This is a genomic window from Citrobacter sp. EC_71, assembly GCF_019584005.1.
Classification (GTDB): Bacteria; Pseudomonadota; Gammaproteobacteria; order Enterobacterales; family Enterobacteriaceae; genus Citrobacter; species Citrobacter werkmanii.
Window position 1 is genome coordinate 268,155 of the sequence record NZ_VDAY01000005.1, and the last position, 24,726, is coordinate 292,880.

At 53.0% G+C, this 24,726-nt stretch carries 24 protein-coding genes; 16 read left to right on the forward strand and 8 right to left on the reverse strand.

Translation table 11 applies throughout. From position 1 onward, the window contains the following. Nucleotides 1–14 precede the first annotated feature (14 nt). The 12 genes from bamA to tilS all read left to right on the forward strand — a co-directional run bounded on the left by bamA (nt 15) and on the right by tilS (nt 15,689). Nucleotides 15–2,432 carry an outer membrane protein assembly factor BamA gene (gene bamA / locus FHD02_RS07720; protein WP_137360290.1) on the forward strand — a complete coding sequence of 806 codons (2,418 nt, stop codon included), beginning with the start codon at nt 15–17 and terminating at the stop codon, nt 2,430–2,432. A gap of 122 nt (nt 2,433–2,554) precedes the next feature. Further along, nucleotides 2,555–3,040, forward strand: a complete 486-nt coding sequence (gene skp / locus FHD02_RS07725; protein ID WP_016151765.1) for a molecular chaperone Skp — start codon at nt 2,555–2,557, stop codon at nt 3,038–3,040. Nucleotides 3,041–3,043: 3 nt separating this feature from the next. After that, entirely contained in the window at nt 3,044–4,069 is a 1,026-nt protein-coding gene (gene lpxD / locus FHD02_RS07730) for a UDP-3-O-(3-hydroxymyristoyl)glucosamine N-acyltransferase (RefSeq protein ID WP_137370455.1), read from the forward strand. 103 nt (nt 4,070–4,172) lie between these two features. After that, nucleotides 4,173–4,628 (forward strand): 3-hydroxyacyl-ACP dehydratase FabZ, encoded by a 456-nt coding sequence (gene fabZ, locus FHD02_RS07735; protein WP_003018528.1) that lies wholly within the window; start codon nt 4,173–4,175, stop codon nt 4,626–4,628. 3 nt (nt 4,629–4,631) lie between these two features. Then, nucleotides 4,632–5,420 (forward strand): acyl-ACP--UDP-N-acetylglucosamine O-acyltransferase, encoded by a 789-nt coding sequence (gene lpxA, locus FHD02_RS07740; RefSeq protein ID WP_003018525.1) that lies wholly within the window; start codon nt 4,632–4,634, stop codon nt 5,418–5,420. After that, nucleotides 5,420–6,568 (forward strand): lipid-A-disaccharide synthase, encoded by a 1,149-nt coding sequence (gene lpxB, locus FHD02_RS07745; protein ID WP_137370456.1) that lies wholly within the window; start codon nt 5,420–5,422, stop codon nt 6,566–6,568. Before lpxA ends, lpxB begins: the two co-directional genes overlap by 1 nt. Beyond that, nucleotides 6,565–7,161, forward strand: a complete 597-nt coding sequence (rnhB, locus tag FHD02_RS07750; protein ID WP_038637421.1) for a ribonuclease HII — start codon at nt 6,565–6,567, stop codon at nt 7,159–7,161. The genes lpxB and rnhB overlap by 4 nt, the downstream gene beginning before the upstream one ends. A gap of 24 nt (nt 7,162–7,185) precedes the next feature. Continuing rightward, on the forward strand, nt 7,186–10,668 hold the full coding sequence (dnaE, locus tag FHD02_RS07755; protein ID WP_079225448.1) for a DNA polymerase III subunit alpha: 3,483 nt from the start codon (nt 7,186–7,188) through the stop codon (nt 10,666–10,668). A gap of 12 nt (nt 10,669–10,680) precedes the next feature. Then, complete coding sequence (accA, locus tag FHD02_RS07760; RefSeq protein WP_038637427.1) at nt 10,681–11,640, forward strand: acetyl-CoA carboxylase carboxyl transferase subunit alpha; 960 nt, start codon at nt 10,681–10,683, stop codon at nt 11,638–11,640. A 99-nt stretch (nt 11,641–11,739) separates the two neighbouring features. Next, complete coding sequence (gene ldcC, locus FHD02_RS07765) at nt 11,740–13,878, forward strand: lysine decarboxylase LdcC (RefSeq protein ID WP_220393786.1); 2,139 nt, start codon at nt 11,740–11,742, stop codon at nt 13,876–13,878. A gap of 67 nt (nt 13,879–13,945) precedes the next feature. Further along, nucleotides 13,946–14,335: a VOC family protein gene (locus tag FHD02_RS07770; RefSeq protein WP_137360293.1), complete on the forward strand. Its 390-nt coding sequence runs from the start codon at nt 13,946–13,948 to the stop codon at nt 14,333–14,335. 61 nt (nt 14,336–14,396) lie between these two features. Further along, entirely contained in the window at nt 14,397–15,689 is a 1,293-nt protein-coding gene (gene tilS, locus FHD02_RS07775; protein WP_137360294.1) for a tRNA lysidine(34) synthetase TilS, read from the forward strand. Between the two features lie 83 nt (nt 15,690–15,772). On the opposite strand, the gene rof is transcribed toward tilS, so the two are convergent. Next, nucleotides 15,773–16,033 (reverse strand): Rho-binding antiterminator, encoded by a 261-nt coding sequence (gene rof, locus FHD02_RS07780; protein ID WP_032940409.1) that lies wholly within the window; start codon nt 16,031–16,033, stop codon nt 15,773–15,775. After that, the gene (locus FHD02_RS07785; protein ID WP_005132083.1) at nt 16,020–16,220 is read right to left on the reverse strand and encodes a YaeP family protein; all 201 of its coding nucleotides are present in this window, start codon (nt 16,218–16,220) and stop codon (nt 16,020–16,022) included. The genes rof and FHD02_RS07785 overlap by 14 nt, the downstream gene beginning before the upstream one ends. A gap of 188 nt (nt 16,221–16,408) precedes the next feature. Here FHD02_RS07785 and FHD02_RS07790 point away from each other — a divergent pair, with 188 nt between their 5' ends. Genes FHD02_RS07790 through nlpE form a run of 3 tightly spaced genes read left to right on the forward strand, consistent with a single transcriptional unit; the run spans nt 16,409 to nt 18,102 of the window. After that, nucleotides 16,409–16,954: a YaeQ family protein gene (locus tag FHD02_RS07790; RefSeq protein WP_042312149.1), complete on the forward strand. Its 546-nt coding sequence runs from the start codon at nt 16,409–16,411 to the stop codon at nt 16,952–16,954. Beyond that, nucleotides 16,951–17,373 carry an alternative ribosome rescue aminoacyl-tRNA hydrolase ArfB gene (gene arfB, locus FHD02_RS07795; RefSeq protein ID WP_042312146.1) on the forward strand — a complete coding sequence of 141 codons (423 nt, stop codon included), beginning with the start codon at nt 16,951–16,953 and terminating at the stop codon, nt 17,371–17,373. The genes FHD02_RS07790 and arfB overlap by 4 nt, the downstream gene beginning before the upstream one ends. A gap of 30 nt (nt 17,374–17,403) precedes the next feature. Next, complete coding sequence (gene nlpE, locus FHD02_RS07800) at nt 17,404–18,102, forward strand: envelope stress response activation lipoprotein NlpE (protein WP_087857695.1); 699 nt, start codon at nt 17,404–17,406, stop codon at nt 18,100–18,102. Between the two features lie 43 nt (nt 18,103–18,145). On the opposite strand, the gene proS is transcribed toward nlpE, so the two are convergent. From proS to metN, 6 genes are all read right to left on the reverse strand, one after another. Continuing rightward, nucleotides 18,146–19,864, reverse strand: a complete 1,719-nt coding sequence (proS, locus tag FHD02_RS07805; RefSeq protein WP_220393787.1) for a proline--tRNA ligase — start codon at nt 19,862–19,864, stop codon at nt 18,146–18,148. 113 nt (nt 19,865–19,977) lie between these two features. After that, nucleotides 19,978–20,685 (reverse strand): tRNA (N6-threonylcarbamoyladenosine(37)-N6)-methyltransferase TrmO, encoded by a 708-nt coding sequence (tsaA, locus tag FHD02_RS07810; protein WP_061380835.1) that lies wholly within the window; start codon nt 20,683–20,685, stop codon nt 19,978–19,980. Then, a complete protein-coding gene (gene rcsF / locus FHD02_RS07815) occupies nt 20,682–21,086 on the reverse strand; it encodes an Rcs stress response system protein RcsF (protein ID WP_016151780.1) in 405 nt (134 codons plus the stop codon). The genes tsaA and rcsF overlap by 4 nt, the downstream gene beginning before the upstream one ends. A gap of 116 nt (nt 21,087–21,202) precedes the next feature. Then, entirely contained in the window at nt 21,203–22,018 is an 816-nt protein-coding gene (gene metQ, locus FHD02_RS07820) for a methionine ABC transporter substrate-binding lipoprotein MetQ (protein WP_006686809.1), read from the reverse strand. Between the two features lie 44 nt (nt 22,019–22,062). Further along, nucleotides 22,063–22,716, reverse strand: a complete 654-nt coding sequence (locus FHD02_RS07825) for a methionine ABC transporter permease MetI (protein ID WP_006686810.1) — start codon at nt 22,714–22,716, stop codon at nt 22,063–22,065. Further along, the gene (metN, locus tag FHD02_RS07830) at nt 22,709–23,740 is read right to left on the reverse strand and encodes a methionine ABC transporter ATP-binding protein MetN (protein WP_137360296.1); all 1,032 of its coding nucleotides are present in this window, start codon (nt 23,738–23,740) and stop codon (nt 22,709–22,711) included. The genes FHD02_RS07825 and metN overlap by 8 nt, the downstream gene beginning before the upstream one ends. Nucleotides 23,741–23,929: 189 nt before the next feature. Here metN and gmhB point away from each other — a divergent pair, with 189 nt between their 5' ends. Then, a complete protein-coding gene (gene gmhB / locus FHD02_RS07835; protein ID WP_042312133.1) occupies nt 23,930–24,496 on the forward strand; it encodes a D-glycero-beta-D-manno-heptose 1,7-bisphosphate 7-phosphatase in 567 nt (188 codons plus the stop codon). Nucleotides 24,497–24,726: the final 230 nt, after the last annotated feature.

Here is a 24,726-nt window from a genome sequence, read left to right on the forward strand (position 1 = left end):
AACGCATAATAACGATGGCGATGAAAAAGTTGCTCATAGCGTCGCTGCTGTTTAGCAGCGCCACCGTATACGGTGCTGAAGGGTTCGTAGTGAAGGACATTCATTTCGAAGGCCTACAGCGAGTCGCCGTTGGTGCGGCTCTCCTCAGTATGCCGGTGCGCACAGGCGACACGGTTAATGATGAAGACATCAGTAATACCATTCGTGCTCTGTTCGCCACCGGTAACTTTGAGGATGTCCGCGTCCTGCGCGATGGTGATACTCTTCTGGTTCAGGTAAAAGAACGTCCGACGATTGCCAGCATCACTTTCTCCGGTAACAAATCGGTGAAAGACGACATGCTGAAGCAAAACCTCGAGGCGTCTGGCGTACGTGTTGGCGAGTCTCTGGATCGCACCACGCTTGCCGATATCGAAAAAGGCCTGGAAGATTTCTACTATAGCGTCGGTAAGTACAGCGCTAGTGTGAAAGCGGTGGTAACACCGTTGCCGCGTAACCGCGTTGACCTCAAACTGGTCTTCCAGGAAGGTGTTTCGGCGAAGATCCAACAGATCAATATCGTCGGCAACCATGCTTTCTCGACTGACGAACTTATCTCTCACTTCCAACTGCGTGATGAAGTGCCGTGGTGGAACGTGGTGGGCGATCGTAAATACCAGAAACAGAAACTCGCGGGCGATCTTGAAACCCTGCGCAGCTACTATCTGGATCGCGGTTATGCTCGTTTCAATATCGATTCTACCCAGGTCAGCCTGACGCCGGATAAAAAAGGTATCTACATCACCGTTAACATCACTGAAGGCGATCAGTACAAGCTTTCTGGAGTCGAGGTGAGCGGTAACCTGGCCGGACACTCCGCCGAAATTGAGAGCCTGACCAAAATCGAGCCAGGCGAACTCTATAACGGCACCAAAGTGACCAAAATGGAAGATGATATCAAGAAGCTTCTGGGTCGCTATGGCTATGCCTATCCGCGCGTTCAGTCGCAGCCTGAAATCAATGATGCCGACAAAACCGTTAAATTACGCGTAAATGTGGATGCGGGTAACCGTTTCTACGTGCGTAAGATTCGCTTTGAAGGGAACGACACGTCTAAAGACTCCGTTCTGCGTCGCGAAATGCGTCAGATGGAAGGCGCATGGTTGGGCAGCGATCTGGTCGACCAGGGTAAAGAACGTCTGAACCGTCTGGGTTACTTTGAAACCGTCGATACCGATACTCAGCGTGTTCCGGGTCGTCCGGATCAGGTTGATGTGGTCTATAAGGTGAAAGAGCGTAACACCGGTAGCTTTAACTTCGGTGTCGGTTACGGTACCGAGAGCGGCGTGAGCTTCCAGGCGGGCGTTCAGCAAGATAACTGGTTAGGTACCGGTTATTCCGTCGGTATTAACGGCACCAAAAACGACTACCAGACCTATACTGAGTTGTCTGTCACCAACCCGTACTTCACCGTTGACGGTGTGAGCCTTGGCGGCCGCGTCTTCTATAACGACTTTGAAGCGGATGATGCAGATCTGTCCGACTATACCAACAAAAGTTATGGTACTGATGTAACGCTCGGCTTCCCGGTTAACGAATACAATACGCTGCGTGCGGGTCTGGGTTATGTACATAACAAACTGTCCAACATGCAGCCGCAGGTTGCGATGGATCGTTATCTTGAGTCAATGGGTGAGACCAATACCAACAGCTTTGCTGCTGATGACTTCACCTTTAACTATGGTTGGACATATAACAAGCTTGACCGTGGCTACTTCCCGACAGACGGTACGCGCGTCAACCTGAACGGTAAAGTGACCATTCCGGGTTCTGATAACGAATACTACAAATTGTCGATGGATACCGCGACCTACGTGCCGATTGATGACGATCACAAATGGGTTGTCCTGGGCCGTACCAAGGTAGGTTATGGAGACGGTATTGGCAGTAAAGAAATGCCGTTCTATGAGAACTTCTATGCCGGTGGTTCCAGCACCGTACGTGGTTTCCAGTCGAATACTATCGGTCCGAAAGCAGTTTATAAATCAGGGGCTTATGCAGGGGATCCTGACGACTACGAAGAGTGCACGAACAAGGACGGTAAAGACTGTAAATCAGATGATGCAGTCGGTGGTAACGCCATGGCTGTCGCCAGCCTGGAGTTTATTACCCCAACACCGTTTATTAGTGATAAATATGCCAACTCGGTTCGTACCTCCTTCTTCTGGGATATGGGTACCGTTTGGGATACTAATTGGCAGGATAGCGCAGAAACACGAGCTGTCGGTGTGCCAGATTACAGCGATCCGAGCAATATCCGTATGTCAGCGGGTATCGCTTTACAATGGATGTCCCCATTGGGGCCGTTGGTTTTCTCCTACGCCCAACCGTTCAAGAAGTACGATGGAGACAAAGCGGAACAGTTCCAGTTTAACATTGGTAAAACCTGGTAATTGTTCTTCGCAAAGGAATGTAGTGGTAGTGTAGCGCTGACTTTAGGCGATCTTGCATGGGATCGCCTGGCCACGCAAAGAACTGTACCTTCGGGTGCAAATGGGATGGTAAGGAGTTAATTGTGAAAAAGTGGTTATTAGCTGCAGGTCTCGGTTTAGCGATGGCAACGTCCGCACAGGCTGCTGACAAAATTGCAATCGTCAACATGGGTAGCCTGTTCCAACAGGTTGCACAGAAGACAGGTGTTTCCGCGACGCTGGAAAACGAGTTCAAAGGCCGTGCCAGCGAACTGCAGCGCATGGAATCCGATCTGCAATCTAAAATGCAGCGTCTGCAATCTATGAAAGCGGGTAGCGATCGTACCAAGCTGGAAAAAGACGTTATGGCTCAGCGCCAGACTTTCTCTCAGAAAGCTCAGGCTTTTGAGCAGGATCGTGCGCGTCGTTCCAACGAAGAACGTGGCAAACTGGTTACTCGTATCCAGACAGCTGTGAAATCTGTTGCTAACAGCCAGAGCATCGATCTGGTCGTTGACGCAAACACCGTTGCATACAATAGCAGCGATGTAAAAGACATCACCGCTGACGTACTGAAACAGGTTAAATAAGTAATGCCTTCAATTCGACTGGCTGATTTAGCAGAGCAGTTGGATGCAGAATTACACGGTGATGGCGATATCGTCATCACCGGCGTAGCGTCCATGCAATCTGCGCAAACTGGCAATATCACATTTATGGTGAATCCTAAGTACCGTGAACACTTAGGCGTATGCCAGGCTTCTGCCGTTGTGATGACGCAGGACGATCTTCCTTTTGCTAAGAGTGCGGCGCTGGTAGTGAAGAATCCCTACCTGACCTATGCTCGTATGGCGCAAATTTTAGATACCACGCCTCAGCCCGCACAGAACATTGCACCGAGTGCAGCGATCGATGCGACGGCGAAGCTGGGTAAAAATGTCTCTGTGGGCGCAAATGCGGTCATTGAGTCTGGCGTAGAGCTGGGCGATAACGTGGTTATCGGCGCAGGCTGCTTCGTCGGAAAAAATACAAAAATCGGTGCAGGTTCGCGTTTGTGGGCGAATGTGACGATTTACCACGACATTCAGATCGGTGAGAACTGCCTGATCCAGTCCAGCACTGTCGTCGGATCGGATGGATTTGGTTACGCGAACGATCGTGGTAACTGGGTGAAGATCCCGCAGCTTGGTCGTGTGATTATCGGCGATCGCGTCGAGATCGGCGCTTGTACCACCATTGACCGTGGTGCTCTGGACGATACTGTGATCGGTAATGGTGTTATCATTGATAATCAATGCCAGATTGCACATAACGTTGTGATTGGCGACAATACGGCGGTAGCCGGTGGCGTCATTATGGCGGGTAGCCTGAAGATTGGCCGTTACTGCATGATTGGCGGCGCCAGTGTGATCAATGGGCATATGGAAATATGCGACAAAGTCACGGTAACTGGCATGGGTATGGTGATGCGTCCTATCACTGAACCTGGCGTCTACTCCTCAGGCATTCCGCTACAACCCAATAAGGTATGGCGTAAAACAGCTGCACTGGTGATGAATATTGATGATATGAGCAAGCGCCTCAAAGTGATTGAGCGCAAGGTTAATCAACAAGACTAAAGCACCTTTTTTGCATGTCTGACTTTTCGGCCTGTCCCATTCATACGATTGCGACAGGCCGTGTTATTATTGCCTTTTAGTATATTTTGACAGGAAGAGTATTTTGACTACTAACACTCATACTCTGCATATTGAAGAGATTTTAGAACTTCTGCCGCACCGTTTTCCGTTTCTGCTGGTTGACCGTGTGCTGGATTTTGAAGAAGGTCGTTTTCTGCGCGCAGTGAAAAATGTATCCGTTAATGAGCCTTTCTTCCAGGGCCACTTCCCGGGCAAACCTATTTTCCCTGGCGTACTGATTCTGGAAGCGATGGCGCAGGCCACCGGAATCCTTGCGTTTAAAAGCGTAGGAAAACTGGAACCAGGCGAACTGTACTATTTCGCGGGTATTGACGAAGCGCGCTTTAAGCGTCCTGTCGTGCCAGGCGATCAGATGATCATGGAAGTGACTTTCGAGAAAACGCGCCGTGGCCTGACCCGTTTTAAAGGGGTTGCGCTGGTCGACGGTAAAGTTGTGTGCGAAGCAACGATGATGTGTGCCCGTAGCCGGGAGGCCTGATACGTGATTGATAAATCCGCCTTTATTCACCCTACCGCCATTGTGGAAGAGGGCGCCAGTATTGGCGCTAACGCTCACATTGGCCCATTTTGTATTGTTGGACCCCATGTTGAAATTGGTGAGGGTACCGTACTGAAGTCTCACGTTGTCGTGAATGGCCATACAAAAATTGGTCGCGATAACGAGATCTATCAGTTTGCCTCCATCGGCGAAGTTAACCAGGATCTGAAATATGCTGGCGAACCGACCCGCGTGGAAATTGGCGATCGCAACCGCATCCGCGAAAGCGTCACCATTCATCGTGGCACAGTGCAGGGCGGTGGAGTGACGAAGGTGGGCAGCGATAACTTACTGATGATTAATGCGCACGTCGCGCATGATTGTACGGTAGGCAACCGCTGTATTCTGGCGAATAACGCCACGCTTGCCGGACATGTTTCGCTGGATGATTTTGTTATCATCGGCGGCATGACTGCGGTGCATCAATTCTGCATCATCGGCGCGCATGTAATGGTTGGCGGCTGTTCTGGCGTTGCTCAGGATGTGCCCCCGTACGTTATCGCCCAGGGCAACCACGCGACGCCGTTTGGCGTCAACATCGAAGGTCTGAAGCGTCGTGGGTTCACCCGCGAAGCGATTACCGCGATTCGTAATGCCTACAAAGCGTTGTACCGTAGCGGTAAAACTCTGGAAGAAGTGAAGCCGGAAATCGCCGAACTGGCGAAACAGTACCCCGAAGTCCAGGCTTTCAGCGACTTCTTTGAGCGCTCAACGCGTGGTCTGATTCGTTAATGACTGAGCAGCGTCCTTTAACGATTGCCCTCGTCGCCGGAGAAACCTCCGGCGATATTCTTGGTGCAGGGCTAATTCGCGCACTCAAAGCTCGTGTTCCCAATGCGCGTTTTGTTGGCGTGGCGGGGCCGCTAATGCAGGCCGAAGGCTGTGAAGCCTGGTACGAAATGGAAGAACTGGCGGTGATGGGCATTGTTGAAGTGCTCGGACGTCTGCGCCGTTTACTGCATATTCGTGCCGATCTCACTCGTCGATTCACCGATCTCAAGCCGGATGTTTTCGTTGGTATTGATGCGCCTGATTTCAATATTACCCTTGAAGGGAACTTGAAAAAGCAGGGCATAAAAACCATTCATTATGTCAGTCCGTCCGTCTGGGCGTGGCGACAGAAACGCGTTTTCAAAATAGGCAGATCCACCAATATGGTGCTGGCCTTTCTGCCTTTCGAAAAAGCGTTTTATGACAAATTTAACGTCCCGTGCCGCTTTATCGGCCACACCATGGCGGATGCCATGCCGTTGGATCCGGATAAAAACGCGGCACGTGATATTCTGGGTATTCCCCACGATGCTCACTGCCTGGCGCTGCTGCCTGGAAGCCGTGGCGCTGAAGTGGAGATGCTCAGCGCCGATTTTCTGAAAACGGCGCAGCTGTTACGTCAGCATTACCCGGATCTCGAAGTGGTGGTGCCGCTGGTCAATGCCAAACGCCGGGAGCAGTTTGAGCGTATCAAGGCTGAGGTTGCGCCGGAGCTTTCCGTGCATCTGCTTAATGGCATGGGACGTGAAGCGATGGTGGCCAGCGACGCCGCACTGCTGGCTTCAGGCACCGCTGCGCTGGAGTGTATGCTGGCAAAGTGTCCGATGGTGGTCGGCTACCGCATGAAACCCTTCACCTTCTGGCTGGCGAAGCGTCTGGTGAAAACGGATTACGTTTCGCTACCTAACCTGTTAGCGGGAAGAGAACTGGTTAAAGAGCTGTTGCAGGAAGAGTGTGAGCCGCATGCGCTGGCGCAAGCGCTGTTGCCGTTACTGGCGAATGGCAAAACCAGCCATGCGATGCACGACACATTCCGTGAACTGCACCAGCAGATCCGTTGCAATGCCGATGAGCAGGCAGCGGATGCAGTCCTGGAGTTAACGCTATGATTGAATTTGTTTATCCGCATACGCATTTAGTGGCGGGTGTGGATGAAGTCGGGCGTGGTCCTTTGGTCGGTGCGGTTGTTACTGCTGCCGTTATTCTGGATCCGGCTCGCCCGATTATCGGTCTTAACGACTCAAAAAAACTGTCAGAAAAACGTCGCCTGGCGCTGTTTGATGAAATCAAAGAAAAAGCGTTAAGCTGGAGCGTAGGCCGTGCAGAACCGCATGAAATCGACGATCTGAATATTTTGCATGCCACCATGCTGGCGATGCAGCGTGCGGTCGCGGGTCTGCATATTGCGCCAGAATACGTACTGATTGACGGCAATCGTTGCCCGGCATTACCGGTACCGTCGATGGCGGTAGTCAAAGGTGATAGCCGCGTTGCGGAGATTAGCGCAGCGTCAATACTGGCAAAAGTGACCCGCGATGCTGAAATGGCTGCGCTGGATACGGTTTTTCCGCAGTATGGTTTTGCACAGCACAAAGGCTATCCAACTGCTTTTCATCTGGAAAAATTGGCACTGTATGGCGCGACAGAGCACCATCGCCGCAGTTTTGGCCCCGTCAAACGCGCACTGGGACTCACGTCCTGATTCTTGTGTCGAAGGAATCTGAAGATGTCTGAACCACGTTTCGTCCACCTCCGGGTGCACAGCGACTACTCCATGATCGATGGGCTGGCGAAAACCGGGCCGCTGGTGAAGAAGGCGGCCGCGTTAGGCATGCCCGCGCTGGCGATCACCGATTTTACCAACCTCTGTGGTCTGGTGAAGTTTTACGGAGCGGGTCACGGCGCCGGCATTAAACCGATTGTTGGTGCAGATTTTCATGTCCGCAGTGAGCTATTGGGTGATGAACTCACGCAACTCACCGTGCTGGCCGCTAACAATACCGGTTATCAGAATCTGACGTTGTTGATATCAAAAGCCTATCAGCGCGGTTATGGCGCAGAAGGGCCGGTCATCGACAGGGACTGGCTGGTCGAGCTAAAAGAAGGTTTGATTTTGCTCTCCGGCGGCCGGATGGGCGACGTCGGACGTAGCTTGTTGCGCGGTAATAGCGCCCTGGTTGACGAATGCGTGGCGTTTTACGAAGCGCATTTTCCGGATAGCTACTTCCTTGAGCTGATCCGTACCGGCAGACAAGATGAAGAAAACTATCTGCATGCCGCGGTAGAACTGGCCGAAAGGCGTGGTTTGCCGGTGGTGGCGACCAACGATGTTCGCTTCCTGGAAACCGGTGATTTCGACGCGCATGAAATCCGTGTGGCGATCCACGACGGATTCACTCTTGACGATCCCAAACGTCCGCGTAACTACTCCGCGCAGCAGTATATGCGCAGCGAAGACGAGATGTGCGAGCTGTTCTCCGATATCCCGGAGGCGCTGCAAAACACCGTCGAAATCGCCAAACGCTGTAACGTCACGGTGCGCCTTGGCGAATATTTCCTGCCGCAGTTCCCGACCGGCGATATGACCACCGAGGACTTCCTCGTGGCCAAGTCGAAAGAGGGTCTGGAAGAGCGTCTTGAATTCCTGTTCCCGGATCCGGAAGTGCGCGCCAAGCGTCGTCCGGAGTATGACGAGCGTCTGGATGTGGAACTACAGGTTATCAACCAGATGGGATTCCCAGGCTACTTCCTGATCGTTATGGAATTTATCCAGTGGTCGAAGGATAACGGTGTACCAGTCGGCCCGGGACGTGGTTCCGGCGCAGGTTCGCTGGTGGCCTATGCGCTAAAAATTACCGACCTGGATCCGCTGGAATTTGACCTGCTGTTCGAACGTTTCCTCAACCCGGAACGTGTCTCAATGCCCGACTTCGACGTTGACTTCTGTATGGAGAAACGCGACCAGGTTATTGAACACGTGGCGGAAATGTACGGTCGTGATGCGGTTTCACAGATTATTACTTTCGGTACGATGGCGGCAAAAGCGGTTATCCGTGACGTGGGCCGCGTGCTGGGGCACCCGTACGGCTTCGTGGATCGTATTTCGAAACTGGTGCCGCCCGATCCGGGCATGACGTTGGCGAAAGCCTTCGAAGCTGAACCCCAACTGCCGGAAATCTATGAGGCGGATGAAGAGGTTAAAGCGCTGATCGATATGGCGCGTAAGCTGGAAGGCGTCACGCGTAACGCCGGTAAGCACGCCGGTGGCGTGGTTATCGCTCCGACCAAAATTACCGATTTTGCGCCGCTATACTGCGATGAACAGGGGCTACACCCGGTTACTCAGTTTGATAAGAACGACGTGGAATACGCCGGCCTGGTGAAGTTCGACTTCCTGGGTCTGCGCACACTGACTATCATCAACTGGGCGCTGGAGATGATCAACGCCCGCCGTGAAAAGAACGGCGAGCCGCCGCTGGATATCGCAGCCATTCCGCTTGACGATAAGAAAAGCTTCGACATGCTGCAACGCTCGGAGACCACCGCGGTATTCCAGCTTGAATCCCGCGGCATGAAGGATCTGATCAAACGTCTGCAGCCTGACTGCTTCGAAGATATGATCGCTCTGGTGGCCCTGTTCCGCCCTGGCCCGCTACAGTCGGGGATGGTAGATAACTTTATCGACCGTAAGCATGGGCGCGAAGAGATTTCCTACCCGGACGTACAATGGCAGCATGAGTGTCTGAAGCCGGTACTGGAGCCAACCTACGGCATTATCCTGTATCAGGAACAGGTTATGCAGATTGCCCAGGAGCTGTCCGGTTATACGCTTGGCGGCGCGGATATGCTGCGTCGTGCGATGGGTAAGAAAAAGCCGGAAGAGATGGCCAAGCAGCGCGGCACCTTTGAAGAAGGGGCGAAAAAGCGCGGCGTCGACGGCGAACTGGCGATGAAAATCTTTGACCTGGTGGAGAAATTCGCCGGTTACGGATTTAACAAATCGCACTCCGCAGCCTATGCGCTCGTCTCTTACCAGACGCTGTGGCTGAAGGCACATTACCCAGCCGAGTTTATGGCAGCGGTAATGACGGCCGATATGGATAACACCGAGAAAGTGGTCGGGCTGGTGGATGAATGCTGGCGCATGGGGCTAAAAATCCTGCCGCCGGACATTAACTCCGGGCTTTACCATTTCCACGTTAACGATGATGGCGAGATTGTTTACGGCATCGGCGCGATAAAAGGCGTGGGTGAAGGGCCAATTGAAGCTATTATTGAGGCGCGCAACGAAGGCGGTTACTTCCGCGAGCTGTTTGATCTCTGTGCGCGTACGGATATCAAAAAACTTAATCGCCGGGTGCTGGAAAAACTGATTATGTCCGGGGCGTTTGACCGCCTTGGCCCACACCGCGCGGCGTTGATGAATTCGCTCAACGATGCGCTAAAAGCCGCCGATCAGCATGCGAAAGCCGAGGCTATTGGCCAGGCTGATATGTTTGGCGTGCTGGCGGAAGAGCCGGAACAAATTGAACAGTCTTATGCCAACTGTACACCGTGGCCTGAGCAGGTAGTATTAGACGGTGAGCGTGAAACGTTAGGGCTTTACCTGACGGGACACCCCATCAACCAGTATTTAAAAGAAATTGAGCGCTATGTTGGAGGCCACAGGCTGAAAGACATGCATCCGACAGAACGTGGTAAAGTCACCACGGCTGCGGGGCTCGTCATTGCCGCGCGGGTAATGGTCACCAAGCGCGGCAATCGTATCGGCATCTGTACCCTGGATGACCGTTCCGGGCGTCTGGAAGTTATGTTGTTTACCGATGCCCTGGATAAATACCAGCAATTGCTGGAAAAAGACCGCATACTTATCGTCAGCGGACAGGTCAGCTTTGATGACTTCAGCGGCGGGCTTAAAATGATGGCCCGTGAAGTCATGGATATTGACGAAGCCCGGGAAAAATATGCTCGCGGGCTTGCTATCTCGCTGACGGACAGGCAAATTGATGACCAGCTTTTAAACCGACTCCGTCAGTCTCTGGAACCCCACCGCTCGGGGACAATTCCAGTACATCTCTACTATCAGAGGGCGGATGCACGTGCGCGGTTGCGTTTTGGCGCGACGTGGCGTGTCTCTCCGAGCGATCGTTTGCTAAACGATCTCCGCGGCCTTATTGGTTCGGAGCAGGTGGAACTGGAGTTTGACTAATACAGGAATACTATGAGTCTGAATTTCCTTGATTTTGAACAGCCGATTGCAGAGCTGGAAGCAAAAATCGATTCTCTGACTGCGGTTAGCCGTCAGGATGAGAAACTGGATATTAACATCGATGAAGAAGTGCATCGTCTGCGTGAAAAAAGCGTAGAACTGACGCGTAAAATCTTCGCCGATCTTGGCGCATGGCAGGTAGCCCAACTGGCGCGCCATCCACAGCGTCCGTACACCCTGGATTATGTCCGCCTGGCGTTTGATGAATTTGATGAGCTGGCGGGCGATCGTGCCTATGCGGATGACAAAGCTATCGTCGGCGGTATCGCGCGTCTGGATGGCCGTCCGGTGATGATCATTGGTCATCAGAAAGGCCGTGAGACCAAAGAAAAAATTCGTCGTAATTTCGGCATGCCAGCGCCGGAAGGCTATCGCAAAGCGCTGCGTCTGATGGAAATGGCTGAACGTTTCAACATGCCGATCATTACCTTCATTGACACCCCTGGGGCTTACCCGGGCGTGGGCGCTGAAGAACGTGGTCAGTCTGAAGCGATCGCGCGCAACCTGCGTGAAATGTCGCGTCTGAGCGTACCGGTCATCTGCACCGTTATCGGTGAAGGTGGTTCCGGCGGCGCGCTGGCGATCGGCGTAGGCGATAAAGTGAATATGCTGCAATACAGCACCTATTCCGTTATCTCCCCGGAAGGCTGCGCGTCTATTCTGTGGAAAAGCGCCGATAAAGCGCCGCTGGCCGCAGAAGCGATGGGGATTATCGCGCCGCGTTTGAAAGAGCTGAAGCTTATCGACTCTATCATTCCTGAACCGCTGGGTGGCGCGCACCGCAACCCGGAAGCCATGGCGGCGTCGCTGAAAGCGCAACTGCTGGCCGATCTCGCCGATCTTGATGTGTTAGGTAAAGAAGATCTGAAAAACCGTCGTTACCAGCGTCTGATGAGCTACGGCTACGCGTAAACTGCATTCATTCTGAAAAGGGCCACAATGCTGTGGCCCTTTTTTTTACCTGCTGTTTGACCAGGCTATGCTTAACTAAGGTTTTTCCAGGAGGAACGCATGAATATCATTGCCATCATGGGACCGCATGGCGTCTTTTATAAAGATGAGCCCATCAAGGAACTTGAGCGTGCGCTACAACAGCAGGGGTTTCAGATTATCTGGCCGCAGAATAGCGTTGACCTGCTGAAGTTTATCGAACATAACCCGCGAATTTGCGGCGTCATTTTTGACTGGGATGAATACAGTCTGGATCTGTGCAGTGAGATCAACCAGCTAAACGAATATCTTCCGCTCTACGCCTTTATTAATACCCATTCGACGATGGATGTCAGCGCCCATGATCTGCGTATGGCGCTGTGGTTTTTTGAGTATGCGCTGGGCCAGTCTGAAGACATTGCCACCCGCATCCGCCAGTACACCAGTGAATATCTGGATAACATCACGCCGCCTTTTACCAAAGCGCTATTTACCTATGTGAAGGAAGGAAAGTATACCTTCTGCACGCCCGGTCATATGGCGGGAACGGCGTACCAGAAAAGCCCGGTCGGCTGCCTGTTCTATGATTTCTTTGGCGGCAATACGCTGAAAGCCGATGTGTCCATTTCTGTGACCGAGCTGGGTTCGCTGCTGGATCATACCGGCCCGCACCTGGAAGCGGAGGAGTATATCGCGCGCACTTTTGGCGCCGAGCAGAGCTATATGGTGACCAACGGCACGTCCACCTCCAATAAAATTGTTGGTATGTATGCCGCACCAACGGGCAGTACGCTGTTGATTGACCGCAACTGTCATAAGTCGTTGGCGCATTTGCTGATGATGAGCGATGTGGTGCCAATCTGGTTGAAGCCGACGCGTAATGCGTTGGGTATTCTGGGTGGTATCCCCCGAAGGGAATTTACCCGTGCAAGCATTGAAAGCAAGATAGAGGAGACCCCCCAGGCGCAATGGCCGATGCATGCGGTGATCACCAACTCTACCTATGACGGCCTGCTGTATAACACCAACTGGATCAAGCAAACGCTGGATGTGCCCTCTATCCATTTTGATTCAGCCTGGGTGCCATATACCCATTTTCATCCGATCTATCAGGGGAAAAGCGGGATGAGCGGTGAGCGCGTGCCGGGGAAGGTGATTTTTGAAACCCAGTCCACCCACAAGATGCTGGCGGCGTTGTCACAGGCTTCTTTGATCCACATTAAGGGTGACTACGACGAAGACACCTTCAACGAAGCCTTTATGATGCACACATCCACTTCGCCGAGTTACCCGATTGTTGCCTCGATAGAAACCGCAGCGGCCATGCTGCGAGGCAATTCAGGCAAGCGGTTAATCAATCGTTCGGTGGAGCGGGCGCTGCATTTTCGTAAAGAAGTGCAGCGGTTGCGTGAAGAGTCGGATGGCTGGTTTTTTGATATCTGGCAGCCGGAAAGGGTGGATGAAGCAGAATGCTGGCCGGTAGCGCCTGGTGAAGACTGGCACGGATTTGTCGATGCTGACGCCGACCACATGTTCCTCGACCCGGTGAAAGTCACTATTCTGACGCCGGGGATGGATGAACAAGGAAATATGAGTGAAGAGGGGATCCCCGCCGCGTTGGTGGCGAAATTCCTTGATGAACGCGGCGTGGTTGTCGAGAAAACGGGACCGTATAATCTGTTGTTCCTGTTCAGCATCGGTATTGATAAAACCCGGGCGATGGGCCTGCTGCGCGGCCTGACGGAATTTAAGCGTTCGTACGATCTGAATTTACGCGTGAAAAACATGCTGCCGGATCTGTATGCCGAGGATCCCGATTTTTATCGCAATATGCGTATTCAGGATCTGGCGCAGGGGATCCATAGGCTTATTCGCCAGCACGATCTCTCCGGGCTGATGCTGCGGGCATTTGATACCTTACCGGAAATGAAAATGACGCCGCATCAGGCCTGGCAGCGGCAGATCAAAGGTGAGGTTGAAACGGTGGCGCTTGATCAACTGGTGGGGCGCGTTTCCGCCAATATGATCCTGCCTTATCCGCCCGGAGTACCGCTCTTGATGCCTGGTGAAATGATCACGGAAAAAAGCCGGGCTGTACTCGATTTCCTGCTGATGCTGTGTTCAGTGGGCCATCATTATCCTGGATTTGAAACCGATATCCATGGCGCTAAACTGGGTGAGGATGGCGTGTATCGTGTGAGAGTCTTAAAAATGGCATAACGACTTGCCTGAACCCATTACGCACGAGTAACGTGCTGAAAGAACAAACGAAAGAGGCGATGACGCTATGCTGGAATTAAAACAGGTTCACCATATTGCCATTATTGCGACGGACTACGCGGTGAGTAAGGCATTTTACTGCGATGTGCTGGGCTTCACCCTGATGAGCGAAGCCTACCGGGAAGAGCGTGACTCCTGGAAAGGCGATCTGGCATTGAACGGTCAGTATGTGATTGAGCTCTTTTCTTTCCCATTTCCACCTTGCCGCCCTAGTCGACCGGAAGCCTGTGGTTTACGTCATCTGGCGTTCAGTGTGGATGATGTAGAGAAAGCGATCGCGCATCTGGAGGCTCGCGATGTGAAGTGTGAGGCGGTACGCATCGATCCTTTTACCGGCAAACGCTTTACGTTTTTTAACGATCCCGACGGATTACCGCTCGAACTGTATGAGCTGTAAGGCTTGTTATTGTGGCGTTAGCCCGGTAACGTGCCGGGCAATGCCATTGTAAGTAACCATCATGACAACACTCACGCTGAATACTTCACTGCTGAATTCTCAATCGATTCTGGTCGCCTTTAGCGGCGGGCTGGACTCCACCGTGCTGCTGCATCAGTTAGTGCTGTGGCGAGCACAGCACCCTGACGTTACGTTGCGCGCAATCCATATTCATCATGGACTAAGTCCCCATGCGGACAGCTGGGTGCAGCACTGTGAATCGATATGCGCGCAGTGGCAGGTGCCGTTGGCGGTTGAACGGGTCCGTCTGGAGGATGATGGCCTGGGTATAGAAGCTCAGGCGCGGCGGGCGCGCTATCACGCATTTGCACAGACGTTACTGCCGGGCGAGGTACTGATGACCGCCCAGCATTTGGATGACCAGTGCGAAACCTTTCTGCTGGCACTTAAGCGCGGCAGTGGTCCTGCCGGGCTTTCCGCCATGGGGGAAAGCTCACCGTTCGCCGGGACCCGGCTGATCCGACCGCTGCTGGCGCAAACACGAGAGGCGCTGGAAGGGTGGGCGCGACAGCACCAATTATGCTGGATCGAAGATGAAAGTAATCAGGATGATACCTACGATCGCAATTTCCTCAGATTGCGCGTTACTCCCTTGCTGCAACAGCGTTGGCCACACTTCGCGCAAGCTACAGCCCGCAGCGCCGCGCTGTGCGCCGAGCAGGAGAGCTTGCTGGATGAATTGCTTGCCAGCGATCTAGCCGACTGTGTCACGGCCCAGGGAACACTGTTGCTGGCGCCGCTTATGATGATGAGCGATGTGCGGCGTGCTGCGCTGCTTCGCCGCTGGCTGGCGGGATTACATGCGCCAATGCCTTCCCGTGACGCTCTGGAACGTATCTGGCAGGAAGTCGCGCTGGCACGAGAGGATGCTTCCCCCTGTTTTCGCCTTGGAGGGTTCGACATTCGTCGCTACCAGTCGCAACTGTGGTGGGTGAAACCGGTCGACGGGCACAGCGAAACCGTCATTCCTTGGCCATGCTGGCAAACGCCGCTGACGCTGCCCGTTGGGCTGGGATCGGTGCAGTTAATCTCCGCAGGCGAATTGCGCGTGCCTAAAGCGGACGAGCTGGTCAGTATTCGTTTTAAAGCGCCAGGCGTATTACATATTGTCGGGCGTAACGGTGGACGTAAATTAAAGAAAATCTGGCAGGAGCAGGGGATTCCACCCTGGCGACGAGATACCACGCCGCTGCTGTTTTATGGTGAAACGTTGATTGCGGCTGCGGGTGTTTTTGTGACGCGTGAGGGAATAGCAGAAGATGAAGAAGGTGTGAGTCTGATTTGGTATGCCTGATGGCACTGCGCTTATCCGGCCTACGTATTGCATGGACCGTAGGCCGGATAAGGTGCTTGCACCGCCATCCGGCAACAAAATAATCAGGATTCGCTGACGACCACGGTACCGATTTGTGGGTGGCTGAAGCTGGCAATTTTGTCGAGGCGAAGCTCACGTGTTTCACCTGCGACCTCTGCGACCAGATATTCCACGTTTTTGCGGGAAACCAGATCGTTTGCCTTCGCTTGCAAAACTTCGCCATCTTTTAACGCCAACGTCAGTAACAAATGGTGCTGGCAGGCGAGTTCAAGATTGTCGTAATCATCACAGTTGATGGGTTGATACGTTTCATTCATTGACATAATCGCTCACCAGTAAGTTCGCGGCAGCATAGGCCGCTTTTTCCCTGACCGACTCTGAAAGGGCGCTGTCTGCCGCCACTTCATTAAGCACCTTCAATACGCAGCCCAGCGCATCCGGGACATACCCTAAGTCTCCGCTGGCGATTTCCGCGTACCGCTTGCGTATTAACTCACAATATTTTTCCACATGCCCTCCTGTCAGCACTCTGACTTAACCGTGGATGCAAGTCTAAGCCTACGAAGATAAACTCTGTTTAGCAAGGTGACTATACCATACTCATTCAGGCAATATCAGCGCCTTGATAGAGGCGCTGTTAGCAGCCTTTTGCCGTGGTTTTCGCTACAATGTGCGCCTGATTCGAAAGGAGTTCTCAAATGGCGCTTAAAGCGACAATCTATAAAGCTGTAGTCAATGTGGCGGATCTTGACCGCAACCAATTCCTTGACGCAGCCTTGACGCTGGCGCGTCACCCTTCAGAAACCCAGGAGCGCATGATGCTGCGTCTGCTGGCGTGGATTAAATATGCCGATGAGCGCCTGCAGTTTACGCGGGGCTTGAGTGCGGAAGATGAACCGGAAGCATGGCTGCGAAACGACCATCTGGGCATTGATTTATGGATTGAACTCGGCCTGCCGGATGAGCGCCGTATTAAGAAAGCCTGCACTCAGTCTGCTGAGGTGGCCCTGTTTACCTACAACAGCCGTGCGGCCCAGATCTGGTGGCAACAAAACCAGAGTAAGTGCGCGCAGTTTAAAAATCTTACCGTGTGGTATCTGGATGACGAACAGCTGGCACAACTGAGTGAATTTGCTGGTCGCACCATGGCGCTGCAGGCGACGATCCAGGATGGCGCGATCTGGTTGTCCGATTCTCAGAACAATCTGGAAATTCATCTGACCGCGTGGCAGCCGCGTTCATGATTGTTATCTCCCGAAACGTCTCTATCCCTGATAATGAGCTGGAAATCACGGCGATTCGGGCGCAGGGCGCGGGCGGTCAGCACGTTAACAAGACCTCGACGGCTATCCATTTGCGCTTTGACATTCGGGCCTCTGGCCTGCCAGAGTATTATAAGGAACGACTGCTTGCCGCCAGCCATCATCTGATTAGCAGCGATGGCATTATTATCATTAAGGCGCAGGAATACCGTAGCCAGGAGCTTAATCGGGAAGCGGCAATCTCGCGGCTGGTGGCGGTGATCAAAGAATTAACCGCAGTGCAAAAAAGCCGACAGGCAACGCGTCCTACGCGCGCTTCGAAAGAGCGTAGGTTGTCGTCGAAGGCGCAAAAATCCACAGTGAAAGCACTGCGCGGGAGAGTTCGTCGAACGCAAGACTGACGAGCAGGAATAAAAATTTATAAGGAATTGATAGTGAAAACAGCAATATTGTCCGTAGTCGCTGCATGCACGCTTTTTTCCTTGATCGGCTGTAACAATCGTACTGAAGTCGAAGTACTACAGCCGACACGGGCGGCAGAATTAAAACCGATGCAGCAGAGCTGGCGAGGCATCCTGCCTTGCGCGGACTGCGAAGGGATTGAAACTTCTCTGTTCCTCGAAAAAGACGGAACATGGGTGATGAACGAACGTTATCAGGGGGTGAGGGATGAACCGTCGTCCTTTGCCTCTTATGGAACATGGGCGCGCACTGCGGATAAGCTGGTGCTGACCGACAGTAAAGGTGAAAAGTCGTACTATCGTGCTAAAGGCGAAGCGCTGGAAATGCTCGATCGTGAAGGTAATCCGATTGAGTCGCAGTTCAACTACACCCTTCAGCCCGTTTCCGCCAGCTTACCGGTGACGCCAATGCCGATGCGGGGCATGTACTTCTATATGGCTGACGCAGCTATCTTTACCGACTGCGCAACGGGTAAACGGATGCCGGTGGCGAATAACGCCCAGCTTGAGCGTGACTATTTAGCCGCGCGCGCGGAAAACGGGCAATCCGTATTGCTGACGCTGGAAGCGCATTTTACACTGGAGGCGAACCCGGACACTGGCGAGAAAGTGAAAACGCTGATGGCGGATAAAGATGCGAAATTTATCCCCGGTAAAGGGTGTAATTAATTGATGAAAAAAAGGCCCTGATTATCAGGGCCTTTTGCTGATATTAGCCTTTAATGGCTTTTACCAGGTAGTCGACGATGTCGCCCGTTTTAATCAACTGCTTCTCGCCGTTACGACGGTATTTGTATTCGATATCGTCGTTGTCGAGGTTACGGTCGCCCAGCACGATAGTGTGCGGAATACCGATCAGTTCCATATCGGCAAACATCACGCCCGGACGCTCTTTACGGTCGTCCATCAGCACTTCAATGCCCTGCGCGCGCAGCTCTGCGTACAGCTTTTCAGCCAGTTCCTGCACGCGGTAGGACTTATGCATGTTCATCGGCAGAATCGCGACCTGGAACGGGGCAATGGCGTCTGGCCATACGATACCGCGATCGTCATAGTTCTGTTCGATAGCTGCAGCAACCACGCGAGTGACCCCGATACCGTAGCAACCCATGGTCAGGATCTGGTTACGGCCATCTTCGCCCTGAACGGCGGCTTTCATCGCTTCAGAGTACTTGGTGCCCAGTTGGAAGATGTGACCCACTTCGATGCCGCGTTTAATCAGCAGCGTACCCTGGCCATCCGGACTCGGGTCGCCAGCGACCACGTTACGGATGTCCGCAACTTCCGGGGTGGCAACGTCGCGATCCCAGTTGATACCGAAATAGTGCTTACCGTCGATGTTCGCGCCCGCAGCGAAATCGCTCATCACGGCAACGGTACGGTCGATAACAACCGGAATTGGCATGTTCACCGGACCCAGAGATCCCGGACCCGCTTTCACCAACGCGCGAATTTCTTCTTCAGTGGCGAAGGTCAGCGGGCTGGCAACCTGCGGCAGTTTTTCCGCTTTGACTTCGTTCAGCTCGTGATCGCCGCGAACCAGCAGCGCAATCAGCGGAGACTTGCTGCCTTCAACCGCTTTCACCAGCAGGGTTTTTACGGTTTTTTCGATCGGCAGGTTGAACTGTTCAACCAGCTCGGCGATGGTTTTCGCGTTCGGCGTATCAACCAGCGTCATCTCCTGCGTTGCTGCCGCACGCGGCTCTTTCGGGGCCACGGCTTCGGCGAATTCGATGTTTGCTGCATAGTCGGAGGAGTCGGAGAAGATCACATCGTCTTCGCCGCTCTGCGCCAGCACCTGGAATTCGTGAGAGGCGCTACCGCCGATTGAACCGGTGTCCGCCTGGACCGCACGGAAATCGAGACCCATACGGCTGAAGATCTTGCTGTACGCCGCATACATCGCGTCGTAGGTCTCCTGCAGAGATTCCTGAGAAGTATGGAAAGAATAAGCATCTTTCATCAGGAATTCGCGGGAACGCATCACGCCGAAGCGCGGACGGACTTCGTCACGGAATTTAGTCTGGATCTGGTAGAAGTTCAGCGGCAGCTGTTTGTAAGAGCTCAGCTCGTTACGAATCAGGTCGGTGATCACTTCTTCATGCGTTGGGCCAAGGACGAACGGGCGATCGCCACGGTCAGCAATACGCAGCAGTTCCGGGCCGTATTGTTCCCAACGGCCACTCTCTTGCCACAGCTCAGAGGGCTGAACGACCGGCATCAACACCTCGATCGCACCGGCGTTGTTCATCTCTTCACGCACGATGTTTTCGACTTTTTTCAGGACGCGCACGCCGGTCGGCAGCCAGGTATATAACCCGGAGGCCAGCTTGCGGATCATCCCGGCGCGCAGCATCAGCTGGTGGCTGATGACTTCGGCGTCGGCAGGTGTCTCCTTCAGAGTGGAGAGCAGATATTGGCTAGTACGCATGTTGTTACGGTTCCAGTTGAACGATCGAACAGGCTCAAAACGAGCCTGGCACAAAACAAAAGTGGTTTAGTTTACCAGCGAGAAAGGGATGTCAAAAGAGTACGCGACGCAAATTAGCGGGCTTCCAGAGCAAAGACCTCAAATCCTGACGGCGTAACGCGCCAGCGGACGTTAAAGTCCAGCAGCCAAACGGCATAGGTTTTGCCTTCTTCCTCGTTTTTACGGTAGGCAGGACGGGGATCCTGCGCCAGCACTTCGGCAATAAACTGGCGAAGATGCGGATAACGTTTTTCCAGCCCAGCCAGTTGCCCAGCGATCTCTTCACTGAACGTCACATCTATGCTGGCCTGCGGTGCATCCTGAGCATAGCTGGCGCGAGCAGCGGGCAGCGATTCGGCAAATGGCAGATACGGCTTAATATCCACTACCGGCGTACCATCGACAAGATCCAGTCCGCCGAGCTCAAGGATAACGTGCTCTTTATGGCAGCGGATGCCCCGCAGCTCAACCAAAGACATGCCAACAGGGTTCGGACGAAACGTTGAACGCGTGGCGAAGACACCCATTCTGGCGTTGCCGCCAAGACGGGGAGGGCGCACGGTTGGACGCCATCCTCCTTCCATTGTCTGATGAAAAACAAAAATCACCCACAAATGGCTGAAGGCTTCCAGGCCGCGAACAGCTTCGGCCTGGTTATAGGGAGCGAGCAAATGCAGTTCGCCGCTGGCGCTTTTCACCAGACCTGGCTGGCGTGGAACAGCGAACTTTTCTTTATAAGGTGAGCGGATAACGCCTATTTGCTCGAACTGAAAATGGCTCATTTCGCCGAAATGTTCAGTGCAGAACCAATGCAAACCGCCTGACGATAGCAACCTGGGGTCCCGCTGGTGACTTCGCAACTGTGCAGCAATACCGCATTCGCTTTCATTTTAGAGGCGTTAATCTGCATGCGTTTACGTGCGGTTGGGATGCTAGGAGGGGAATCCTGGTTTGATGCCTGGCAGGATTCGCCGCTGACTTCGCCGAGATCGCGGAACGGTTTACCCACTAAATCTTCGGCGTTAGTAATGATTCTTACCGGCGCCGCGCGCGGTGCTTTTGGTTTTTCCGGCTCCGCTTTTGGCGGGGTAGCGGTGCTTTGAACGGGTTCAACAGGGGATCTGCTTAACATAGAACAGCCGCTCAGCATGAGTGCTACTAAACAGATCGGTAAAGCACGCATAATATTTCCTCAATGAATGATCTAAACGTCAGATATTGAATCAGGTGCTTGCATAAATGACAAGACGGGCAAGCGCCCGTCCTGATGATATTACAGATTCTGGAAACAGCCTAAAATTACCAGCCCTTAACCGCACCGCCGTTGAAGACTTTGTTTGCCGCTTCGTACACTTCGTCAGACTGGTAGGCCTGCACGAATTTCTTCACGTTCTCAGCATCTTTGTTGTCTTCACGGGTCACGATCAGGTTTACGTACGGAGAATCTTTATCTTCAACAAAGATACCGTCTTTTGCCGGGGTCAGGCCAATCTGGCTGGCGTAGGTGGTGTTGATGACCGCCAGGGCGATTTGCGCATCGTCCAGGGAACGCGGCAGCTGCGGCGCTTCCAGTTCAACCAGCTTCAGGTTTTTCGGGTTTTCAATCACGTCCAGCGCGGTCGGCAGCAGGCCAACACCGTCTTTCAGTTTGATTAAGCCCACTTTTTGCAGCAGCAGCAGCGAGCGGCCGAGGTTAGTCGGGTCGTTTGGAATAGCGACCTGAGAACCTTCCTGCAGCTCATCCAGTGATTTGATTTTTTTTGAATAGCCCGCAATCGGGTAAACAAAAGTATTGCCTGCGGCAACCAGCTTGTAACCACGATCTTTAATCTGCTGATCCAGGTACGGTTTGTGCTGGAAGGCGTTGGCATCAATGTCGCCTTTGCTCAGCGCTTCGTTAGGCAGGACGTAATCGTTAAACGTGACCAGCTCAACGTCCAGACCGTATTTTTCTTTTGCCACTTTCTGCGCGACTTCTGCAACCTGCTGCTCTGCGCCAACAATAACGCCCACTTTGATGTGGTTAGGATCTTTTTCATCCTGACCGCAACCCACAAGTGCCAGAGAACCGATCAAGGCTCCAACTGCCGCAAAGGTTTTGAATTTGAACGCCATGCTTATTTCCTTTTCTTAATGAGTTTTTAGTGTTGTGTGCAACGTTATTTGTGCGTGACAACCCGGACGATGCGATCGCCGGATAACTGAATTAAATAAACCAGAACGACGAGCAATACCAGTACTGTATTCATCACGGTGGCGTTGTAGCCAATATAACCGTACTGGTAGCCAATCTGTCCCAAACCACCTGCGCCGACGGCACCGCCCATCGCGGAATAGCCAACCAGCGTGATGAGCGTGATGGTGGCGGCATTGACCAGACCCGGCAGCGCTTCTGGCAGCAGGACTTTACGCACGATCTGTAACGGTGTAGCGCCCATCGCACGGGAGGCTTCAATCAGCCCGGTCGGGATTTCCAGCAGCGCATTTTCCACCATACGGGCGATAAACGGCGCGGCGCCGACGGTCAGCGGGACGATAGCGGCCTGCAGCCCGATAGAGGTGCCCACAATCATGCGGGTGAACGGGATCATCCACACCAGCAAAATAATGAATGGGATGGAACGGAAAATATTTACCAGTGCAGAGAGCGTACGGTAAAGCTTAGCGTTCTCAATGATTTGCCCAGGACGCGTAACGTACAGCAATACGCCAACCGGCAGGCCAATGACAAAACCAAAAAAACCGGACACAAAGGTCATTGCCAGCGTTTCCCATACGCCGCGAACCAGCAGCCACATCATCGGCTCAGACATAACCCAGTACCTCTACTTTTACATGGTGTTCCTGCAGCCAGTTAATGGCTGCTTGTGTATCTTCCTGTGTGCCGTGCATTTCAGTCAGCATGATGCCGAACTTCACGCCGCCGGCGTAATCCATCTGCGCGCTAATAATGTTGTTATTTACATTAAAGCGACGGGCCGTCTCAGAGAGTAATGGCGCATCGACCGAATGACCGGTGAACTCCATGCGCAGCATTGGCACGCTGTCGGCCTGCGGCTCTGCTTTTAAACGTTCCAGATAATCTTCCGGGATATCCAGATGCAGAGTGGACTGGATAAACTTCTGTGCCAGCGGCGTTTTCGGATGAGAGAAAACTTCGCTGACGGTGTCTTGCTCAATCAGTTCACCATTACTGATGACCGCCACGCAGTCACAAATGCGTTTTACAACGTCCATCTCATGGGTAATCAGCAGAATGGTGAGACCCAGACGACGGTTAATGTCTTTCAGCAGCTCCAGAATCGAACGCGTGGTTGCAGGGTCGAGTGCGCTGGTGGCTTCATCGCACAGCAACACTTTGGGATTACTTGCCAGCGCACGAGCGATCGCCACTCGCTGTTTTTGTCCACCGGAAAGGTTGGCCGGATAGCTATCGTGCTTGTCGCCAAGACCGACTAAATCCAGCAGTTCTGTTACACGGCGTTTGATCTCGTCTTTTGGTGTGTTATCCAGTTCCAGCGGCAGCGCGACGTTGCCAAATACGGTACGGGAAGAGAGCAGGTTAAAGTGCTGGAAAATCATGCCGATTTGACGGCGAGCTTTGGTCAACTCGGACTCTGAAAGCGAGGTCAGTTCCTGACCGCCGACCTGAACGCTGCCTTCGGTTGGGCGTTCAAGTAAGTTAACGCAGCGGATAAGCGTACTTTTACCGGCACCGGAGGCGCCAATGACGCCATAAATCTGCCCGGCAGGAACGTGCAGGCTGACATTATTTAGCGCCTGAATGGTGCGAGTCCCCTGCTGGAACACTTTGGTGATATTCGAAAGTTTAATCATTGGTTATTTATTATCGTAATTAAGTTAGCCGTGGCATTTTCGTCTGTCTGGGACGGTCAAGGCCGTCAACAAGATGGATGTTAAGGCATCCAGACGTCTAAATCAATCTAGCTTTGCACGATGAGCACTTTCTTGCCCGCCGAAACATGCGATACTAGAGCCACATGCCTTATTCAGGAGCTATAAAAGGTGGCAAAGTCTGTACCTGCAATTTTTCTCGACCGTGATGGCACCATTAATGTGGACCACGGTTACGTACATGAGATTGACGAGTTCGAGTTTATCGACGGTGTTATTGATGCCATGCGTGAACTTAAAAATATGGGTTACGCGCTAATTGTGGTGACGAACCAGTCTGGTATCGCGCGCGGTAAATTTACCGAGGCTCAGTTTGAAACGTTGACCGAATGGATGGACTGGTCGCTGGCCGATCGCGACGTTGATCTGGATGGTATCTACTATTGCCCGCATCATCCGCAGGGTACCGTAGAAGAGTATCGTCAGGTCTGCGATTGCCGTAAACCGCATCCCGGGATGCTGATTTCCGCCCGCGACTTCCTGCACATCGATATGGCTGCTTCTTATATGGTAGGCGACAAAATAGAAGATATGCAGGCGGCGGCAGCTGCGAATGTTGGAACCAAGGTACTGGTGCGCACGGGCAAACCCGTCACGCCGGAAGCAGAAAATGCGGCAGATTTGGTTATAAATAGTCTGGCAGACCTGCCAATGGCGATAAAAAAGCAGCAAAAGTAAGCGTTGTGGGTAAAAGGTGAGCGGTTGAAACAAAAAAGCATTTTTCCGCTTGTCTTCCTGAGTCGACTCCCTATAATGCGCCTCCATCGACACGGCGGATGTGAATCACTTCACACAAACAGCCCGGTCGGTTGAAGAGAAAAACCTGAAAATGAGGGTTGACTCTGAAAGAGGAAAGCGTAATATACGCCACCTCGCGACAGAGCGCTAAAGCGCGTCGCAACTGCTCT

What these genes read in the sequence shown, in the direction of transcription:
- bamA (WP_137360290.1), top strand. Translation starts at nt 15, where the DNA reads ATGGCGATGAAAAAGTTGCTCATAGCGTCGCTGCTGTTTAGCAGCGCC.
- lpxD (WP_137370455.1), top strand. Translation starts at nt 3,044, where the DNA reads ATGCCTTCAATTCGACTGGCTGATTTAGCAGAGCAGTTGGATGCAGAA.
- lpxB (WP_137370456.1), top strand. Translation starts at nt 5,420, where the DNA reads ATGACTGAGCAGCGTCCTTTAACGATTGCCCTCGTCGCCGGAGAAACC.
- rnhB (WP_038637421.1), top strand. Translation starts at nt 6,565, where the DNA reads ATGATTGAATTTGTTTATCCGCATACGCATTTAGTGGCGGGTGTGGAT.
- dnaE (WP_079225448.1), top strand. Translation starts at nt 7,186, where the DNA reads ATGTCTGAACCACGTTTCGTCCACCTCCGGGTGCACAGCGACTACTCC.
- accA (WP_038637427.1), top strand. Translation starts at nt 10,681, where the DNA reads ATGAGTCTGAATTTCCTTGATTTTGAACAGCCGATTGCAGAGCTGGAA.
- ldcC (WP_220393786.1), top strand. Translation starts at nt 11,740, where the DNA reads ATGAATATCATTGCCATCATGGGACCGCATGGCGTCTTTTATAAAGAT.
- FHD02_RS07770 (WP_137360293.1), top strand. Translation starts at nt 13,946, where the DNA reads ATGCTGGAATTAAAACAGGTTCACCATATTGCCATTATTGCGACGGAC.
- tilS (WP_137360294.1), top strand. Translation starts at nt 14,397, where the DNA reads ATGACAACACTCACGCTGAATACTTCACTGCTGAATTCTCAATCGATT.
- rof (WP_032940409.1), bottom strand. Translation starts at nt 16,033, where the DNA reads ATGTCAATGAATGAAACGTATCAACCCATCAACTGTGATGATTACGAC.
- FHD02_RS07790 (WP_042312149.1), top strand. Translation starts at nt 16,409, where the DNA reads ATGGCGCTTAAAGCGACAATCTATAAAGCTGTAGTCAATGTGGCGGAT.
- arfB (WP_042312146.1), top strand. Translation starts at nt 16,951, where the DNA reads ATGATTGTTATCTCCCGAAACGTCTCTATCCCTGATAATGAGCTGGAA.
- proS (WP_220393787.1), bottom strand. Translation starts at nt 19,864, where the DNA reads ATGCGTACTAGCCAATATCTGCTCTCCACTCTGAAGGAGACACCTGCC.
- tsaA (WP_061380835.1), bottom strand. Translation starts at nt 20,685, where the DNA reads ATGAGCCATTTTCAGTTCGAGCAAATAGGCGTTATCCGCTCACCTTAT.
- rcsF (WP_016151780.1), bottom strand. Translation starts at nt 21,086, where the DNA reads ATGCGTGCTTTACCGATCTGTTTAGTAGCACTCATGCTGAGCGGCTGT.
- metQ (WP_006686809.1), bottom strand. Translation starts at nt 22,018, where the DNA reads ATGGCGTTCAAATTCAAAACCTTTGCGGCAGTTGGAGCCTTGATCGGT.
- FHD02_RS07825 (WP_006686810.1), bottom strand. Translation starts at nt 22,716, where the DNA reads ATGTCTGAGCCGATGATGTGGCTGCTGGTTCGCGGCGTATGGGAAACG.
- metN (WP_137360296.1), bottom strand. Translation starts at nt 23,740, where the DNA reads ATGATTAAACTTTCGAATATCACCAAAGTGTTCCAGCAGGGGACTCGC.